Here is a 17,652-nt window from a genome sequence, read left to right as displayed (position 1 = left end):
TTTTATTAATATTTAACTAATTATAAATTAAAATGCCCTAATCTACATAAAAGGGGTATAATGAAAAACTTGACTATTAGTTGGAAATTTACTATTATCAATATAGCAGTTACTATATTGGTTTTAGTATTTGGGTATTTAATTTTAAATAAATATAAAAATGACTTAACGGAAGATATCCAGTACAAAGTTATAGATAATTTAAATTCTTTGAGTGCTTTAAAAATTGAAGCTAAACTAGATGTTGGTATTTCAAATGCAATCTCAATAGCAAATGATTCATCTATAAAAGAAGCTTTAGCTACTAATAATAGAGAGTTAGCTATAAAAACTTTATCTGAACTATCTATTAAAATGAAAGAATCTACACCATTTCAAAATATTCAGATTCATCTTCACACAAAAGATAATAAATCTTTTCTACGTTCTTGGAAACCAACAGATTTTGGTGATGATTTAAGTTCTTTTAGAGCAAGTGTTGTTAAAGTAAATAGTGATAAAAAAGCTATAAATAGTTTTGAAATAGGAAATGATGGTTTAAGTATTCGTTCAGTTGTTCCTATCTTTGATGAAAATAAAAATCATGTAGGTTCTATGGAATTTATGCAAGGTATTAATTCTGTTGCAAAATCTTTTGATGAAGAGAATAAAGCATTTTTACTTTTAATGGATGCAAGTTTAGCAACTACTAAAATTAAAGATGAAAATAAACTTGATAGATATTTAATATCACAAAAATTTATAAATCAAGATTTTTTAGAAGATACTAAAAAAATTAATTTTGATAAACTTTTAAAAGATAAATATTTTATAACTAAAAAATATTTTTATACATATTCAGAAGTTAAAGATTTTAATAGTAAAAATCTTGGAATTAGTTTAATTGCTGAGCCAATATCAGATGTTACAAATGAAATAGATCAAGCTTCAAGGATAATATTTATTGCTTTAACTATTTTAGTTGCATCACTTTTAATAACTATGCTTATTTCTTTACTAAATATGAAAAATGGAATTATTAAGCCTATATTTAAACTAAAAAAATCTATTGATGAAGTAGCAAAAAATTCTTCAGGAGATAATATAAGAATTGAAGTTACATCAAATGATGAAATAGGGGATGTTGTTACAAGTTTTAATAACTATTTAGACTCTATTGAAGTTGGATTACAAAAAGATAATCTAGTGATTCAAGAAGCAAAAGATATTATTGAAATGGTAAATGCTGGATTATTTAATGAAAAAATAGAAAGTAAAGGTAACTCTGATAGAGTTAATTCACTGATTTCAGAAATAAATGGATTGATAGATAAAATGGGAACAAATCTATTAGTTATAAATGAGGCTTTAATTGCACTGTCAAATGCTAAATTTGACTATGAAATTCCTAAAATAAATAACATTACAGGATTGATGGCATCTTTATTAAATGGAATTTTAGTAACTCAATCAACTGTTAATGAAATTATGTGTTTAATAGAAAAATCTAATGTAGAATTAACTCATAGTTCAAAAGAATTAGCTGAAGCATCTTCAAATTTAAGTAATTCTTCTAATATTCAAGCAGCTAGTCTTGAAGAAACGGCAGCTGCAATAGAAGAAATTAGCGCAACAATTACAAGAAGTACAGAAAATGCTATAAATATGGCAAAATATGCAGAAAATGTAACAAAATCTACTCAAATAGGAAAAGAATTAGCTCAAAAAACAGCTACTTCTATGGATGATATAAATAGTCAAGTAAATAGAATAAATGAAGCAATATCTGTGATAGATAATATAGCATTTCAAACAAATATCCTAAGTTTAAATGCAGCAGTAGAAGCAGCAACAGCAGGAGAAGCAGGAAAAGGTTTCGCAGTTGTAGCACAAGAAGTAAGAAATCTAGCAGCAAGAAGTGCAGAAGCAGCTAAAGAGATAAAAGATTTAGTAGAACATGCAACATCAAAAGCAAATGAAGGAAAAGAAGTAACTACAAGTATGATTGAAGGGTTTAATGAATTAAACGAGAATATTGATGTTACAATAAGATTAATTGAAGATGTTTCTACTGCTTCTAAAGAACAACAACAAGCTATGAGTCAGATTAGTGCTACAGTGAATAGCTTAGACCAAGCTACTCAAAAAAATGCTTCTTTAGCATCAACTATTAATGAAATGGCAGCAAAAACTTCTCAACTTGCAGAAGAGTTAAATGAAGCTATAAATCAAACAAGTTTTGATAAATCAGCTAGTAAAAGAATTTGTGATTCAAGTATGATTGTTGAGATAAATAGATTAAAATCAGATCATATTAACTTTAAGAACAAAAGTTTTTCACAATGTAAAGTAGGTAATAGTTTTACTGTAACAAATTCAAAAGAGTGCAATCTTGGTAAATGGTTGGCTTCTCATGAAAATCATGAGTTTGCACAGTCACAAGAGTGGGAAGAATTGAAGAAAGCTCATGATAATGTACATAGTTTTGTTCAAAAAACAATAAATTTATATGAAAAAAATAGTCCAAATAGTGAGATATTAGAAGTATCTAATCATATAGAAGCTAATACTACAAAGGTATTCCATTCTTTAGATAGTATTAGAGAAATAAATTGTAATAAAAGAAAATAATAAAAAACTTTGACAATTTAGTATCTTTTTTGTTATTATTCTAAAGATAAAATTATTTATATAAAGAGAGAACATGGAAAGAAGTTTAAAAAATATTAGAAAAGTAAGTAATATAAGGGTATTTGTTATAAGTGATGATACTACTACTAAAGAATCTATAAAAAAAGAGTTTGGATCTAAATTTAAAGATATAAAGCTTATTTCAAGTAATGATGAAATAAATTCAAAAAGTATATCTTCATCAGATATCATTATAGTTGATTTAGATATACAAAAAGGAATTTTTGAAGAATTAACTTCAAAAATTCAGAGTGTAGCTTCATTTATTCCAAAAATAGTTATATCTTCAGAAGATAGTGAAGATAAGATTTTTGACGCGGTTAATATTCAAGCATATACTTTTTTATTAAAACCACTTGATTTAATAAATTTAAAGTTATCAATAGTTATGTGTATTAACCAAACAAAAAGATCTGATAAAATAGAATTGAGTCATGGAATCTATTTTGACGAATATAGAGATCAATTTTTCAAAAAAGGTGGTGCTATTATAGACTTCACTAGACTTGAAAAATCTTTCTTAAAACTTCTAATAAGCAGAAAAGATGAAATTACAGATTATGATATGATAAAAGATGTTGTTTGGAAAGGTAAGGAAATGTCAATTTATACTATGAGAAATATTGTAAATAAAATTAGACAAAAGACTTATTATGAAATTATTAAAAACCACTCGGGAAGAGGTTATACAATAGATATTATAAAAAATTAAATTTTGATAGGTGTGATTTGGAAGAAATTATAGTCTCAAAAGAAGAACTGATTGAAATGTTTGAATCAGAGAAAATTGTGGATACTGGTAAAGGTTGGTATATGGATAATAGTATTGTTGATATTGTTGCCCTTCATGAAATCGAACCAAAATTTCTTCAAGATATTGCAAATGCAAAACTTTATAAAATAATTAAAAAGAAACCTCTTTATTAAACAAACAAGTATTATCTTACTTGTTTGTATTTCTTCTCACACTATAAATACCTAAGCAAACAACTAATATTACTAAAGATTGTAAAATCCCCATTGTTAACCAATTCCCAGCTAAAAATCCTAATTGAGAATCAGGTTCTCTATAAAATTCTGCAATAATTCTAGCAATTGCATATAAAATTCCATACATTAAGGCTAATTGACCATCAAAGCTTTTTCTTTTTCTAAAATATACTAATATTAAGAATACAATTAATCCTTCTAATATTGCTTCATAAATTTGTGAAGGATGTCTTAATATCCCTTCAACATATATTCCCCAGGGAACATCTGTAATTCTTCCTACTAATTCTTGATTAAAGAAGTTTCCAATTCTTCCAAAAATATATGCAGCACTAATTCCAAGAACTGCAATATCAGTTATAAACCAAAAAGACACTTTTTTTCTAATAGAGAATAAATATGACGCTATTATAAATCCTAAAAATGCCCCATGGTAGCTCATCCCAGAAATACCAACATAAGAACCATTTACATAAGGATTGAAGATTTGCCAAGGATGTGTAAGGTAGAACATTGTTTGTGTATCATAAAATAATACATAACCAAGTCTTGCTCCTAAAATAACACCAATTTCAGCCCACCATATATATGAATCAAATATATCTTGACTAATATTTATATTATCATATTTTATAAACCATTTTGCAATAAATATAGCACTCAAGAGTGCTAGAGCATACATTATTCCATACCAATGAACTGCTATTTCTCCAATATTAAATGCTACTGGATTAAAATTAGAGTATATATTTTGCCAAAATTCCATATTAATCTTCCAATGCTTCAGCTATTAATTCTATAGGGTTTTTAAATACAACATCAACATCTGCTAAATATAAAGAGTTTGTTATTTGCATTCTACAGGCACTACACTCTGCACTAACTATTTGTGCTTTAGTATCTCTTATCATTGCTGCTTTTGGTGCTCCAGCAGCTTTAGAAAATTCATACTTTTCAGTTTGCATAGTAACTCCACCAAATCCACAACATCTATTTGAATCACTCATCTCTTTTAAAACATAGTTTTGTTTTAGAAGTTCTCTTGGCTCTTTCCAAACTCCTTGCATTTTTTTAGCATGACATGGATCATGGTATGTTACCATTTGGTCAAACTTTTTTCCACTTTTTGCTAATAAATTTTTGAGTTCAGTATTATTTTCTAGCCATTTTGTAGCTAAAAATATTTTTTTAGATAATTTTATGGCTCTTTCTTTCCATTCAGGTTGGTTATGTAAATAATGCTCCCAATCTTTATTTATCATTGCACTACAAGTTGCTTCTGGAATTATTACAGCATCAACATCATCTATCCATGATTCAAAATACTCAATATTTTTTTTAGTTAAATAATCAACAGTATCAAAAGCACCTGTAAAATATGCAGGTGCTCCACAGCAAAGTTGTTTTTTAGGTATAAAAATGTCAAGCTCTAATTTTTTTAATATTTTTACCAAACTATCACCAGTATTTGTATATGTATAGTTACTCATACAGCCTATAAAAATTGCTACTTTTCCTTTTCTATTCTCATCTTTTACAATGATATTTTCTGGATATTTATTTAAAAAACTCGTACTATCAGCATAAGGTAATGCTCGATTTTTCTTTACTATTGGAAGAGAAAATCGTGGAACTGCACTCTTTTTAGCTTCATCTATTTTTATAGCACATGTTTGAAACATATATCCTAGTTTTGACATAAAATCCATAATTTTTCTATGTCTTAAAAGAAAGAAGAATAGCCTTTTATACCAAGCAATTCCATATTTTTTTGCAATATCACTTCTTACTTGTTCTATTATCATATCTGTTGGTAAATCATTTGGACAGACTTCAACACAGTTTGTACACAAAAAACATGATTCAAAAATATTTTTTGCTGTATCATCTAGTTCAAGTTCATCTCTTTTGTAAGCTCCTAATAGATCTATAAATCCTCTAGGGCTTGTTGCTTCATCTTGATTGATATTAAAAATTGTACAAACTGGTTTACATTTTCCACACTTAACACAATCATCTGATATCTTTGTATAATCGAATTTTTCCATTTAAAAAAAGCCTTATAAATTCTATAATAAAAGATTTAATATACAAAAAAAATAGTTAAAAGTTGTTAAATTGGCATTTTCTCCTATCTTAAAGCAAAAAAGGATAGAATTTATCATCTAGTAAAGAGAGGTTTTTTATGTATTTATTTGGCTTTGGATCATTAGTAAATATAAAAAGTGCTCAAAACTCATTTAAAAAAAGAGAGTTAAAAAAAGAAGATTTATTACCTATAGAAATAAGAGGATATAAAAGAGTTTGGAATGCACTTGAATCAATAAAATTTGATAATGTAGAAGTAAATGGAGTATTTTTAAATATACAAAAAGATAAAAATTCAACTATATTTGGAGTTGTAATAAAAATAACTGAAGAAGAGTTTGAGGTTTTAAAACAAAGGGAAAAAAATTACAGTTGTATTACTATAAAAAAAGAAGATATTTTAAATTTAGAACTTGAAGATAATTTAGTGGCTTTTATGACTACGAATGAAGATAAAATAGCTAATATTGGAGATATTAATACTTTTATTCCAAAAAGATATATTGATATAGTAAAAGAAGGAATAAAAGATTTTTCAAAAGATTTTCAAATAAATTTTGATGATATTTTAAATAATTTCCCTTTTCCATTAAAAGATGGAGTATATAGTTTTAGTGATACTTTACAAAATCAAGCTTCAAAACAAGAAAAATAATGAATTGCACAATAATTACTTCAAAATTAGCAAATAACAAAAGAGTTTCTATAAACTATAGTTCTATTTTTAAAGATGATAAATCTTTACATATAACATATTGTGAAAATGATACTTTAGATAAATTTGAAGCAGATATAAATTTATTAGTAGGTAAAAATACTAGTTTTTTATATACTTTAAATAAGAGATTAATTCCTTTAGCTATATCTTTAATTTCAGTATTTGTAATATTATTAGCGTTTTTAACTATTGCTATTTATGAGGACTTTTTAAAGAAAATTGTACTTGAAATGCCTACAAACTTTGATTTAAAAGATTATATATCTTTATTCTTTGTTGTTTTTTTATTTTTTTGTCTTCTTTTTATGCCAAAAATTTTAGATTCTTCTGGAAATGAATTTAGAAATCTTATTAGTTCTTGGTTTAATAAAGAGATTAGAAAAATAAAAAGATTAAAATTTGCATATTCAAATTTTGATAAAAAAATAGAGATTCATTTGTATAATTTTGATTTAGAAGATGAGAGACATTGGCTTTGGAGTAATTTTATAGAAATAATTTTACATAAATTTATAAATATTTATTTTTATGTTAGAAGTGATAAAGTAGAAATACTTGAAAAACAATTAATTAATTTAGGAATATCTAATGTAAAAGTGCTTAGATATTCTATACCAGACAATAATTTTGATGTAGATATATTATTATCAAAAAAAGAGCAAATTTTTTATTCTTTACTTCAACTTTGTTCCACTAATATTATAAAAAATAGTGATATAAATAGATTTATATCATTAGAAATTTTTGAATATTGTGGGAATAATTTTAATTTATATAAAGATAAAAATAGTTTAAGTTTTGGCTTCCAAAGCTTTATAAGTAGAAGTTTTGATGATTTTGGTTTTTTATCTCAAGAGAAATCTTTACAGATATATTTTACAAAAAATGTAAAATTTAAAGAATTAAATACTCAAAAAAAAGAATTGTCTCAATATTTAAGAAATCATCTTGAAGATTGTATTTCAACTTTTGAAAATCCTATTTCACTTTTAATTTTATATTATTATGTTAAAGATTTAGTTTTAGATGAAAAGAGAGTTATAAAAATTTTAGAAAAATTTATAAATTCTATAAAAGAGAAACAACAATATGAATTGATAAATGATTATTGGTTTGATATTGCAGGATTTATGTTTGATTCAAATGATATAAATAGTTTTGAAGACTCTACAAAATCATATTATAGAAAAATATCAATTTTAGCTTTAAATGATTTAGCCTTTTTATTTGAAAGAAATGGATATTTTGAACAATCTATTCTTATCAATCAATATTTGTATGAGATAAATCCAAATAAATATATTTTAAATATATGTTCTTTATATGAGAGAATGGGTAATTTTGATCTTGCATATAAGTTTTTGCCAAAAGAATTTAGTATTGGAAAAAATATTAAACCATTAGATATTGAAATAAAATATTATCAAAGAAAATCATGGATAATTATCTTTCAAAGAGAGAATAAACTAAAAACTGAAGGAATAAAAGCTTTAGAAAATTTAGAAAATTTACTTTTCTCTCATAATGAAGATAATAATCCATTATGGTTATGGCATTTTTATAATATTAAAGCAAATCTGTGTGAATGGGAAGAAGATTATGATGAAGCAATAAAATTTTATTTAAAGTGTTTATCTATTCCAGCATTAGGTGCTTTTGAATATGGAGCAACATTTGTAAATATGGCAATTTCATATAGATTAAAGTATCTTGTAGAAATGAATAAAGATAATGAAATTATAGATAAAGCTATAAAACTAGGAAAACTAGGGGTTATTTTAAAAGAATCCGTAGGAGATAGAGATGAAATGCCTATTGTTTTACATAATTTTGCTTTAAATATTTTATATAAAATATCAATATCATATGATGAAAAGCAGTGTTTTGAAGTTTTAGAAGTAACAAATGAAGCTTTAGAAATTTTAGAAGAGACAAAATCTATAAAAAGATTAGGGATGGTCTTAATCGAAAACTATATAGCAAGAAGCTTACTAAAATTAGATTATGAAGATATTATTTTAAAATTAGAAAGAAATATTTTAAATTTTTCCAAAAGTGAATATAAACAGATAAAAGAAATTTATAATGTATTTAGAAAAGATGATAAAATAGTTAGAATTCAATTTTTAGAGTAATTCTATTATGATAAGTCTAAATATAAAAAATAGACAATTGGTATTTATTTTTATATTAATATTTGTATTTTTGTCAAATATGATTTATCAATATAGTAACTACTTTGAGTTTAAATCAGAGAATGTCTTTGAAATAAGAGCAGAAGTTATAAATATTTATAAAAAAGATAAATATAATATTTTAAAATTAAAAACATCAGATTTTGAGTTTTTTACAACTATAACAAAAGATGAGACTTTAAAGAAATTTGATGTTTTAAATGTTGTTATTGATACTAGAAAAGTAACTTTTATAGATTATTTAAAAGGTTTTTTTACAACTATTTTATATTTTGATAAATTAGATAGAAAATCAACTTTTAAAGATAAAATACTAAAGAATATTGAAGAAAATCATGAAGATGAGAAAATAATAGAGCTATACAATGCTTTATTCTTAGCTGTAAATGTATCAAAAGAGTTAAGAGATGTTTTTGTAAACTATGCAATAACTCATGTTGTAGCACTTTCTGGATTTCACTTAGTTGTCCTATCTTTTGTTATCTATTGGCTTTTATATTTTCCATATAGTTTTTTTCAAAATAGATATTTCCCTTACAGAAACCGAAAGTTCGATATTTTACTTATAACTATGGCTATTTTGTTTTATTATCTTATCTTAACTGATATTGTACCTTCACTTTTAAGGGCTTTTGTAATGTATTGTTTGGGAATTTATTTACTTAGAAGCAATATCAAAATCCTATCATATTTGACTTTGTTATATACTTTTTTGATAGTTATTGCATTTTTCCCACAATATATTTTTTCTATTGGTTTTTGGTTTTCTATATTTGCAGTTTTTTATATCTATTTGTTTATTCAATATTTTAAAAACTATAATAAATGGTTTTTATTTATCTTTTTTAATATCTGGATGTTTTTGATATTTAACCCAATAGTTCACTACTATTTCCCTCAAACTTCTTATGAACAGTTTTACTCAATTCCTATTACAATACTATTTAATATCTTTTATCCAGCACAAATTTTGGCACATTTCTTTTATATATCATCATTTTTTGATGAATATTTAAAGATATTTATAGAGTATAAAATATATGTTTATGAAGTTTTTACACCACTTTATTTTTATATTTTATATCTTTTAGTTTCATTTTTATCGATTTGGAGTAAAAAGGCTTTTATAGTACTAAATATTTTTATGATAGGGTTTAATATTTATATGTATTTATTAGTTTAAAAGTTCACCTTTTTCAAAAAGAATAGTTTTATTATCTTTCATAACTTCTAAAGATGTTGCATCTATATCTATTTCATATGTGTAGTTTCTATTTTTAAAAGTAAAATATTGATATCCAATAGTCCCTTGATATTCTATTTCTCCATTCAATAGGACTAAATCTGGTTTTGAAGATTGACTTCTACCTATTTTCCAAGAGCTATATCTATATTTAGAATCATCTATTTTATCTATTCTAATTAAAAAATTTTTAGTTTTTATTTTATATGTTGGTTCTATAAAATCTTTTAATGAAGAGTGTAGTTGTTCTTTGTCTTGTTTTATTAGATTCTCTCTAAGTCTTTTTTCAAAATCACTTTGATAGTTTATTGCTATTATTATTTGATCAAAATTTAACCAAAGAGTTCCCTGATTTAACATAATACCTCTCCAACCCATTTCTGACCAATCTTCTATTTTTGAGTTTTTAATCTCTTTGATTAACTCATCATCAAAAACTTCACTAAACCTTTTTTTTAACTCTTCTTGGTTTTTTATACTAGGGATAGGGTATTGTCTTTTTAAAGGATATTTTATTAGATTGTTAGAGATGTATTCTATATCATTTTCTTGAAAAGCTTTTATAGTTTTTTGGATATTTTCAATTTGAGATACTTTTAATTCATCGCTATTTCCAAATAAAAAACTAAATATCACTAAAAAAATAATCTTAAATATCATTAGTTAGTTCCTAAAACTTTATCCAAAGTAAACTTCATATCTTCATCTAAATCATTCATAGAAGTTCTCATCCAATTTAGATAGTTTGCATCTATTTTTGCAACTTCTTCTATATTTTGTCCTTTGTATTTCCCAAATTTAAAAGTATTTATAAATACAGGTGTTTTAGTCAATTCAACAAGTGTTTCCATAGGATTTTTGTTTGGGAAATTCTCTCTTGCTTTTGCCACAAGTTTTGATAAAAATAGTTTCATCACAAGTACATCGCCTATTGCATCATGTGCTTTTATAGTGATATTATGTTTTGAAGCTTCTCTTTCTTCACTTTTATATAATTCTAGGGCATATCTTAAATATTGCAATCTATGATAAGGAAGTTCGCTAAATAGATGTTTTGCACATCTTAAAGTATCTATTAATTTATAGCTGTTTTCAAAGCCTTCTTTTTTTATCATATCTAAATCAAAGTTTATATTATGAGCAATTAAATAGTTTTCACTACTATTTAACTCTTCTAACCTTTTATAAAAGTTTGTATCAGTAGCTTTTGGCTTATTTTCTAATAAATCTGGTGTGATATTATGAACTTCCATAGCTTCAAGTTTTATAGGAATTTCACTAGAACAAAGTTCATCAAATAGTTCCAATTCTCCTTTTTGATTTACAATCATACTTCCAAATTGAATAACTCTATCTTCTTGAGCAGCTCCAGTTGTTTCTGTATCGAATAGTACATAATAAGCCATATTAAAATATCCTTTTAAATTATTAACATTCCATCGCCATAAGAGTAAAATCTATAATTTTCTTTTATAGCAATATTGTAAAGTTCCAAAGTTTTTTCAAGTCCTATAAATGAAGCAACTAACATAATCAAAGTTGATTTTGGTAAATGAAAATTTGTAAGTAAATAATCAACTTTTATAGGTTTATTTAGAGGATTTAAAAATAAATCACATTCACCTTGAATTTTATTTGTTCTTGAGTAATATTCAATTGTTCTTGTTACAGTAGTTCCTACAGCTAAAATTTTTTTAGCATTATCCAAATTTTTTTTAGCTTCAATTCCTATTTCAAAATATTCACTATGCATTGGATGAGATAAAATATCTTCAACATCAACTGGCTTAAAAGTTCCAGCTCCTACATGAAGTGTAAGATAATTTAATCCATATTTTGTTTCTAATTTTTTTAATAGTTCAGGTGTGAAGTGAAGTGATGCAGTAGGAGCTGCAACTGCACCATAATTTTTTGCAAATAAAGTTTGATAGTTTGTTTCATCTTCCTTTTCATCATTTCGCTGCATATATGGTGGAAGTGGAATATGTCCAATTTGATTTAAAATATCTACTAAAGATAGAAAATCTAATTTTTTATTATCATTATCTTTAAAAAATTCTACTATTCTACTTCCATCTTCATTTAGTTCTAAAATTTTAGCAACTAAATTTTCATTAAAAAATATCTTAGTTCCAATTTTTACTTTTCCTCTAATCATTACTAAATATCTATTCATAAAAAGGGGTTTGTTTAGGAGTAGCTCTACTTTAGCACCTGTATCTTTTTTACCAAAAATTCTAGCCTTTATAACTTTTGTATCATTTAAAAATATTGATAAATCTTTTGGTAAAAACTCTAAAATATTTTTAAAAGTAGAGTGGAAAACTTCATTTTTTTCTCTATTAAAAACTAAAAGTTTTGCACTATCTGGAGGATTTATAGGATAAGAAGCTATTTGATTTTGTGGAAGATTAAAATCATAGCTTGAAGTTTTTAAAACATCTAGCAAGTTTATTCTTCCTCTTCTTCATCATCTTTTTGTGCTGGATTAAATACTTTTGCAATGTATATTGATACACCATATAAAATGATTAATGGTACAGCCATAAGAATTTGGCTTATAACATCAGGTGGAGTTAATATAGCTGCAACAATAAAAATAAGAACTATTGCATATCTAAAGAAACTTTTTAGCATTTGGTCATCAACAAGTCCTATTTTTGCAAGGAAAAAAGTAACAACAGGTAACTCAAAAGCTATTCCAAATCCAATCATTATTTTTGTAAAAAATCCTACATAAGTTCCAATACTAGGTAATACCGTTACAACAGTTGAACCAAAAGCAATTAAGAATTTAAAACCTAGAGGAACAACTATATAATAAGCAAAACCAGCTCCACAAAGAAACATTAAAGTAGCAAAAAATACAAAAGGAATTACAAGTTTTTTTTCATGGTCATAAAGTCCAGGTGCTAAAAATAACCACATTTGCCAAAAAATAACTGGAAGTGAAGCTATAAAACCAGCAAAGAAAGCAACTTTCATAGCTGTAAAAAAAGTTTCTTCAATAGATACTGCAATCATATTAGTACCAATAGGAAGTGCTTGTTTTACTGGAAGTGTCATCCAATCTAAAATTGGTTCATAAAATGAAAAACATACAAAGAACATAACAACAATACAAATGCTTGAAAATACTAATCTTTTTCTTAAATCAGCAATATGTGGTTTTAAATCATCAAACATTTTTATTTGTCCTCACTTACAGAACTTTTTTGTGCTTTTACTTCATCAATTTCTCTTTTTCTTTCAATAAAATCTTTTTCATTTGTTGATTTTGAACTTTTTAAATCATCATTTAAAATTTCATCCAATCCTAAATCTATTTTTGATTCAGACATTAAAGAGTTTTTTGTGTCTTCTATTTGAGCTTTGAATTTATTTGCTTCATTTTTTAATTCACTAATATTTAATTCATTATCTAAAGTAGTTTTTGCTTCATTTAAACCTTTTTTAACTGAATTAAAAAGTTTTGCAATTTTAACCATTGCATCAGGAAGTTTATCAGGTCCAAGAGCTATGATAGCAACTATTGCAATAAGTAAAATTTCTGTGATACCCATACCAAACATATTTAACTCCATAATTTATATAGGGTAGAGATTTTATCTAAACTTTGATAAAATCAAGCAAAATTAATAAGGGAAGAGAATGATTGAAGTATTAGTTTTAGCAGTTATTATCATAATATTATTTATTATTGGTAAAAATTATAAAACAGAAGATTTTAAGAATATTAATTTAAAACAAAAAGAGATTTTTAGTGGAGATTTATTAAATCATGAAGCAGGGCTTTTAGTAGCTTTGATGTCAAAAGTTGCAAAAGCAGATGGAAAAGTAGGAGAGCTTGAAGCTGAAATTTTAAAACATACTTTTACAGATATTTCAAGTCATTTTCATAATTTTATTGAAGTTAGAGAAAAGTTAAAAGATTTATATGATAATGAAAAAGAAAATTTTTCAAATCTAATTATAATTTGTGATAGATTGTATTCTTTAACAAGAAATGATTACTCTAAAAGATTAAAAATTATGGAGTATTTATTAAATCTTGCATTTATTGATGGTGATTTTTCAAAACAAGAGCAAGAAATAACTGAAGATATTGCACAGGCATTGAAAATAGATCAAAAAGATTATATTAATATTGTTTTAAATTTTGAAAATTTTTATAAAACTAGAGCAAATGAAAAAGCTATAACAATTGAAAAAGCTTATGAAATTTTGGATTCAAATTCAAGTGATGATGAGCAGACTTTAAAGAAAAATTATAGAAATTTAGTAAAAAAATATCATCCTGATATCTTAGAAGGAAAAGGTGAAAGTCAAAATATCATAGATGAAGCTACAAAAAAACTTCAAGAAATTAATGAAGCTTATGAAATTATTAAAAAATCAAGAGGTATTTAATGGCTAGAAATTTCCCACACTCATTTATTGTTTGTGAATGCAAAAGAGTAAGTTTAGGAGAAATCATATATGCAATAAAAGAAAAAGGTGCAAAAACTTTAGAAGATATTGAAGATATAACAGATGCTGGAAGTTCTTGTGGATGTTGTAGAAGTGCCGCAGATGATATTGGTGAAAAAAAGATGGAATTGTATTTAGATGAAATTTTGAATAAATTTGTAAAAGAGTAAAAGTGAAAAGTTTAAAAGAAGAATTAATAAAAGAGATAAAAGAGCTTATTAAAACGAATAAAGATGAGAATGTTTTTATAAATCCAAGCTATTTAAACTATTTTAGTGAAAATGAACTAGAAGATATAAAATATACTTTAGAAATTAAGAAAAAAGAGTTTAATAATAGAAATTTAGATTATTTAGATGAAATTTATAATAAAACAAAAGAAGATAAGATATAATCTTAATTTAAGGTTTAAAAATGGAATATTGGAAAAAAATTAAGCAAAATTTAATAAAATTTTTAGTTGATGAAGTTAATAAAACGGGATTAAATAGAGTTATTTTAGGACTTTCTGGTGGACTTGATTCAGCTATTGTTGCAATATTATGTAAAGAAGCATTTAAAGATAATCTAAATTGTGTTTTGATGCCATCTCAATTTTCATCAAAAGCTTCAGTTGATGATGCTTTAGAACTTTGTGATAAATTTGATATAAAATATGAGATAGTAAAATTGGAACCAATTTTAAGTACTTATTTAGATAATATGAAAAATGATAACCTAAGAATAGGAAATTTTTGTGCAAGGCTTAGGATGACAATTCTATATGATATCAGTGCAAGAGAAAAATCTTTGGTTATTGGAACTTCAAATAGAAGTGAGATACTTTTAGGATATGGAACTATTTTTGGAGATACAGCTTGTGCTATTAATCCTATAGGAAATATTTATAAAAGTGATTTATTTGAATTTGCTAAATTTTTAGGTGTTACACAAAATATTATGGATAAAAAACCTAGTGCTGATTTATGGGAAGGGCAAAGTGATGAATCTGATTTAGGATTTAGTTATTCAAAAATCGATAGCCTATTAAAAGTTATGATAGATGAAAATAAAACTAAAGAAGAGTTATTAAATTTAGGTTTTGAAGAAGACTTTATAGAAAAGATTTCTAAAAGAGTAAAAATAAATGAATTCAAAAGACGTCTTCCAACGATAGCAAAAATATAAAAAGGGAAAAAATGAGTAGTAGGAAAATTGCAATTTATAAAGCAACTTTAGATAATGAAGAATTAAATCAAATTAGATCAGTTCTTGAAGCAAAAGATGATTTATCTAAAGTTTTAGAGTTTGAAGAAAGGATGGCTGAATACATAGGTGCAAAATATGCTATTGCAACAGCAACTTCTTCTGCTGCTTTGCATCTTGCACTTAGTTCTATGAAATTAAAAAGAGGTGATAAAATTTTAATGTCTGTAAACTCTTTTGTAAACTTACCTGAAACAGTAAGACATTTTGATGCAGAACCTATATTTGTAGATATAAATTTAGAAGATATGAATATTGATATAGATAAATTTGAAGAAGTTTTATTAGCAAATAAATCAAAAAAACTAAGAGCTGCAATTATAACTTTTATTGGAGGATTAGCTCCAAATTTAGACAAAATTTATGAGATAGCTAAAAAATATAATATATTAATTATAGAAGATTGTAGGGCTGCTTTAGGTTCTACATATAAAGGTAAAAAAGTAGGGAATTTAAATGCTGATATGACAATATTTTCTACTAATCCATCTCCATCAAAATATGCTATTAGCCGTTCGGGAGTTTTAATTACTAATAATGAAGAATTAGCAAAAAGAGCAAAACTTTTAAGAACTCATGCAATAACAACTACTTATGATAATTATGGAAATTTAGATTATGTTTATGATGTTGATGATATAGGTCATAAATTTGATTTATCAGAGTTAGATGCTGCTTATGCAATAGCACAACTTAAGAAAACTGATAGTTTTATAAAAAGAAGACAAGAAATAGTAAAAATATATCAAGAAAGATTAAATGGTGTAAAACATATAACTTTGTCACCATTCAAAGAAGGTCATATTTATACACAATTTATTATCAAAATATCTAGAAATCGTGATGCGTTTGCAAGAGCACTAAAAGAGCGTGGAGTTTCTACTGCTTTAAACTATATTCCTCTTCATCTTTTGTCTTATTACAAAAATAAATACTCTATTAAAATAACAGCATTTCCAAATGCATTATATAACTATCAGCAAATATTATCTTTACCTATTTATGCTGGACTTAGCGATGAAGATGTAAATTATATTTGTGATCAAGTGATTGAAGTTGCTTCTGACTGGATATAAAGTTTATGAAGCAAAAGCTTATTTTATGGATAGAAGATTATCTATTTTTTCCAAATAATTTTCAAAGAATAGTATCTTTTTTTCTTCTACCTATCACATTTATTTATATATTTATTATTATTACAAAAAGAATATTTTCAAAAAAAATAGATTTTGGTATTCCTATTATTTCTATTGGTAATTTAATTATTGGAGGAAGTGGTAAAACTCCAATTACAATAAAGTTAGCTTCAAAATATAATAATACTTGTATAATTTTAAGAGGATATGGAAGATTTTCAAAAGGCTTACAATTAGTATCTTTACATGGAAAAATATTAACTGATGTAAAAACAAGTGGTGATGAAGCTATGCTTTTAGCACAAAGTTTGCCAAATTCTTCTGTAATTGTAAGTGAGAATAGAGTAGAAGCTATACATAAAGCAAAAGAATTAGGGGCTAAGCTTATTTTTTTAGATGATGGTTTTTCAAAGTATAATATTTTAAAATTTGATATTCTTTTAAAACCAAAAATTGATCCTACAAATATATTTTGCATTCCAAGTGGTGGATATAGAGAACCTAGAAGTTTTTATAAATATAGTGATTTAATTTTTCAAGAAGGGATAGAATTTAGAAGAGTTGTAACCATAAAAAAAGATGAAAAAACTGTATCCTTACCACAAAAATGTATACTTCTAACAGCTATTTCAAAGCCTAAAAGACTTTTAGAATTTTTACCAGATAATATAGAAATGTTATCATATCCTGATCATTATACTTTTACAAATGATGATATTTATAATATTTTGAAAAGATATAGTGATTTTGCAATAGTTACTACTAGAAAAGATTTTGTGAAGTTAAAAGAGTTTAATTTAGAAAATATTTTTTTGATGGATTTATCAATAGAATTTGATAATAAGATTAGTTTTGATAAGCTTGAACTTTATATAAATAAATATTAATAAAGGTTTT

The 17,652-nt window shown here is 24.9% G+C and carries 19 protein-coding genes; 12 read left to right on the top strand and 7 right to left on the bottom strand.

Features of this window, described 5'->3' with window-relative positions; genetic code table 11:
• Positions 1 to 60: 60 nt before the first annotated feature.
• From ALANTH_RS06755 to ALANTH_RS06745, 3 genes are all read left to right on the top strand, one after another.
• Entirely contained in the window at positions 61 to 2,610 is a 2,550-nt protein-coding gene (locus ALANTH_RS06755) for a methyl-accepting chemotaxis protein (RefSeq protein ID WP_026807849.1), read from the top strand.
• Between the two features lie 73 nt (positions 2,611 to 2,683).
• Positions 2,684 to 3,382: a response regulator transcription factor gene (locus tag ALANTH_RS06750; protein WP_026804455.1), complete on the top strand. Its 699-nt coding sequence runs from the start codon at positions 2,684 to 2,686 to the stop codon at positions 3,380 to 3,382.
• 17 nt (positions 3,383 to 3,399) lie between these two features.
• The gene (locus tag ALANTH_RS06745; RefSeq protein ID WP_026804454.1) at positions 3,400 to 3,597 is read left to right on the top strand and encodes a hypothetical protein; all 198 of its coding nucleotides are present in this window, start codon (positions 3,400 to 3,402) and stop codon (positions 3,595 to 3,597) included.
• A gap of 16 nt (positions 3,598 to 3,613) precedes the next feature.
• On the opposite strand, the gene lgt is transcribed toward ALANTH_RS06745, so the two are convergent.
• Positions 3,614 to 4,426 (bottom strand): prolipoprotein diacylglyceryl transferase, encoded by an 813-nt coding sequence (gene lgt / locus ALANTH_RS06740; RefSeq protein ID WP_026807848.1) that lies wholly within the window; start codon positions 4,424 to 4,426, stop codon positions 3,614 to 3,616.
• A gap of 1 nt (position 4,427) precedes the next feature.
• The gene (locus tag ALANTH_RS06735) at positions 4,428 to 5,708 is read right to left on the bottom strand and encodes a (Fe-S)-binding protein (RefSeq protein ID WP_026804452.1); all 1,281 of its coding nucleotides are present in this window, start codon (positions 5,706 to 5,708) and stop codon (positions 4,428 to 4,430) included.
• A gap of 137 nt (positions 5,709 to 5,845) precedes the next feature.
• On the opposite strand from ALANTH_RS06735, the gene ALANTH_RS06730 reads away from it, so the two are divergent.
• The 3 genes from ALANTH_RS06730 to ALANTH_RS06720 are packed head-to-tail and all read left to right on the top strand — an operon-like array spanning position 5,846 to position 9,844.
• A complete protein-coding gene (locus ALANTH_RS06730; protein WP_026807847.1) occupies positions 5,846 to 6,403 on the top strand; it encodes a gamma-glutamylcyclotransferase in 558 nt (185 codons plus the stop codon).
• On the top strand, positions 6,403 to 8,601 hold the full coding sequence (locus ALANTH_RS06725) for a tetratricopeptide repeat protein (protein WP_026807846.1): 2,199 nt from the start codon (positions 6,403 to 6,405) through the stop codon (positions 8,599 to 8,601). Before ALANTH_RS06730 ends, ALANTH_RS06725 begins: the two co-directional genes overlap by 1 nt.
• Positions 8,602 to 8,608: 7 nt before the next feature.
• Positions 8,609 to 9,844, top strand: coding sequence for a ComEC/Rec2 family competence protein (locus ALANTH_RS06720; protein ID WP_026807845.1), 1,236 nt, complete (start codon positions 8,609 to 8,611; stop codon positions 9,842 to 9,844).
• On the opposite strand, the gene ALANTH_RS06715 is transcribed toward ALANTH_RS06720, so the two are convergent.
• The 5 genes from ALANTH_RS06715 to tatB are packed head-to-tail and all read right to left on the bottom strand — an operon-like array spanning position 9,836 to position 13,488.
• On the bottom strand, positions 9,836 to 10,564 hold the full coding sequence (locus tag ALANTH_RS06715; RefSeq protein ID WP_026807844.1) for a hypothetical protein: 729 nt from the start codon (positions 10,562 to 10,564) through the stop codon (positions 9,836 to 9,838). The two genes, ALANTH_RS06720 and ALANTH_RS06715, sit on opposite strands and share 9 nt — an antisense overlap.
• On the bottom strand, positions 10,564 to 11,310 hold the full coding sequence (locus ALANTH_RS06710) for a 3'-5' exonuclease (protein ID WP_026807843.1): 747 nt from the start codon (positions 11,308 to 11,310) through the stop codon (positions 10,564 to 10,566). Before ALANTH_RS06710 ends, ALANTH_RS06715 begins: the two co-directional genes overlap by 1 nt.
• A 14-nt stretch (positions 11,311 to 11,324) precedes the next feature.
• The gene (gene queA / locus ALANTH_RS06705; protein WP_026807842.1) at positions 11,325 to 12,353 is read right to left on the bottom strand and encodes a tRNA preQ1(34) S-adenosylmethionine ribosyltransferase-isomerase QueA; all 1,029 of its coding nucleotides are present in this window, start codon (positions 12,351 to 12,353) and stop codon (positions 11,325 to 11,327) included.
• Positions 12,354 to 12,355: 2 nt separating this feature from the next.
• On the bottom strand, positions 12,356 to 13,090 hold the full coding sequence (tatC, locus tag ALANTH_RS06700; RefSeq protein ID WP_026807841.1) for a twin-arginine translocase subunit TatC: 735 nt from the start codon (positions 13,088 to 13,090) through the stop codon (positions 12,356 to 12,358).
• A gap of 2 nt (positions 13,091 to 13,092) precedes the next feature.
• Complete coding sequence (gene tatB / locus ALANTH_RS06695) at positions 13,093 to 13,488, bottom strand: Sec-independent protein translocase protein TatB (RefSeq protein ID WP_228282866.1); 396 nt, start codon at positions 13,486 to 13,488, stop codon at positions 13,093 to 13,095.
• A gap of 67 nt (positions 13,489 to 13,555) precedes the next feature.
• On the opposite strand from tatB, the gene ALANTH_RS06690 reads away from it, so the two are divergent.
• From ALANTH_RS06690 to ALANTH_RS06665, 6 genes are read left to right on the top strand one after another with little or no spacing between them, the layout of a single operon-like run.
• Positions 13,556 to 14,314, top strand: a complete 759-nt coding sequence (locus ALANTH_RS06690; protein WP_228131132.1) for a TerB family tellurite resistance protein — start codon at positions 13,556 to 13,558, stop codon at positions 14,312 to 14,314.
• Complete coding sequence (locus ALANTH_RS06685) at positions 14,314 to 14,544, top strand: (2Fe-2S)-binding protein (protein ID WP_026804442.1); 231 nt, start codon at positions 14,314 to 14,316, stop codon at positions 14,542 to 14,544. Before ALANTH_RS06690 ends, ALANTH_RS06685 begins: the two co-directional genes overlap by 1 nt.
• A gap of 2 nt (positions 14,545 to 14,546) precedes the next feature.
• Positions 14,547 to 14,768, top strand: a complete 222-nt coding sequence (locus tag ALANTH_RS06680) for a hypothetical protein (RefSeq protein WP_029888335.1) — start codon at positions 14,547 to 14,549, stop codon at positions 14,766 to 14,768.
• Between the two features lie 20 nt (positions 14,769 to 14,788).
• Positions 14,789 to 15,541, top strand: a complete 753-nt coding sequence (locus tag ALANTH_RS06675; RefSeq protein WP_026807840.1) for an NAD+ synthase — start codon at positions 14,789 to 14,791, stop codon at positions 15,539 to 15,541.
• Positions 15,542 to 15,552: 11 nt separating this feature from the next.
• Positions 15,553 to 16,695, top strand: a complete 1,143-nt coding sequence (locus ALANTH_RS06670; protein WP_029888334.1) for a DegT/DnrJ/EryC1/StrS family aminotransferase — start codon at positions 15,553 to 15,555, stop codon at positions 16,693 to 16,695.
• Positions 16,696 to 16,700: 5 nt separating this feature from the next.
• Entirely contained in the window at positions 16,701 to 17,642 is a 942-nt protein-coding gene (locus tag ALANTH_RS06665) for a tetraacyldisaccharide 4'-kinase (RefSeq protein ID WP_026807838.1), read from the top strand.
• Positions 17,643 to 17,652: the final 10 nt, after the last annotated feature.

It is taken from the genome of Aliarcobacter lanthieri, from assembly GCF_013201625.1.
In the GTDB taxonomy this organism is placed as follows: Bacteria; Campylobacterota; Campylobacteria; order Campylobacterales; family Arcobacteraceae; genus Aliarcobacter; species Aliarcobacter lanthieri.
The sequence above is the reverse complement of the archived record's forward strand: the minus strand, read 5'-3'. Positions and strand labels throughout refer to the sequence as shown.

Excerpts from the sequence above, each read along its gene's own strand:
- ALANTH_RS06755 (WP_026807849.1), top strand. The coding sequence starts at position 61 with ATGAAAAACTTGACTATTAGTTGGAAATTTACTATTATCAATATAGCA.
- ALANTH_RS06750 (WP_026804455.1), top strand. The coding sequence starts at position 2,684 with ATGGAAAGAAGTTTAAAAAATATTAGAAAAGTAAGTAATATAAGGGTA.
- lgt (WP_026807848.1), bottom strand. The coding sequence starts at position 4,426 with ATGGAATTTTGGCAAAATATATACTCTAATTTTAATCCAGTAGCATTT.
- ALANTH_RS06735 (WP_026804452.1), bottom strand. The coding sequence starts at position 5,708 with ATGGAAAAATTCGATTATACAAAGATATCAGATGATTGTGTTAAGTGT.
- ALANTH_RS06730 (WP_026807847.1), top strand. The coding sequence starts at position 5,846 with ATGTATTTATTTGGCTTTGGATCATTAGTAAATATAAAAAGTGCTCAA.
- ALANTH_RS06725 (WP_026807846.1), top strand. The coding sequence starts at position 6,403 with ATGAATTGCACAATAATTACTTCAAAATTAGCAAATAACAAAAGAGTT.
- ALANTH_RS06720 (WP_026807845.1), top strand. The coding sequence starts at position 8,609 with ATGATAAGTCTAAATATAAAAAATAGACAATTGGTATTTATTTTTATA.
- ALANTH_RS06715 (WP_026807844.1), bottom strand. The coding sequence starts at position 10,564 with ATGATATTTAAGATTATTTTTTTAGTGATATTTAGTTTTTTATTTGGA.
- ALANTH_RS06710 (WP_026807843.1), bottom strand. The coding sequence starts at position 11,310 with ATGGCTTATTATGTACTATTCGATACAGAAACAACTGGAGCTGCTCAA.
- tatC (WP_026807841.1), bottom strand. The coding sequence starts at position 13,090 with ATGTTTGATGATTTAAAACCACATATTGCTGATTTAAGAAAAAGATTA.
- tatB (WP_228282866.1), bottom strand. The coding sequence starts at position 13,488 with ATGGAGTTAAATATGTTTGGTATGGGTATCACAGAAATTTTACTTATT.
- ALANTH_RS06690 (WP_228131132.1), top strand. The coding sequence starts at position 13,556 with ATGATTGAAGTATTAGTTTTAGCAGTTATTATCATAATATTATTTATT.
- ALANTH_RS06685 (WP_026804442.1), top strand. The coding sequence starts at position 14,314 with ATGGCTAGAAATTTCCCACACTCATTTATTGTTTGTGAATGCAAAAGA.
- ALANTH_RS06675 (WP_026807840.1), top strand. The coding sequence starts at position 14,789 with ATGGAATATTGGAAAAAAATTAAGCAAAATTTAATAAAATTTTTAGTT.
- ALANTH_RS06670 (WP_029888334.1), top strand. The coding sequence starts at position 15,553 with ATGAGTAGTAGGAAAATTGCAATTTATAAAGCAACTTTAGATAATGAA.
- ALANTH_RS06665 (WP_026807838.1), top strand. The coding sequence starts at position 16,701 with ATGAAGCAAAAGCTTATTTTATGGATAGAAGATTATCTATTTTTTCCA.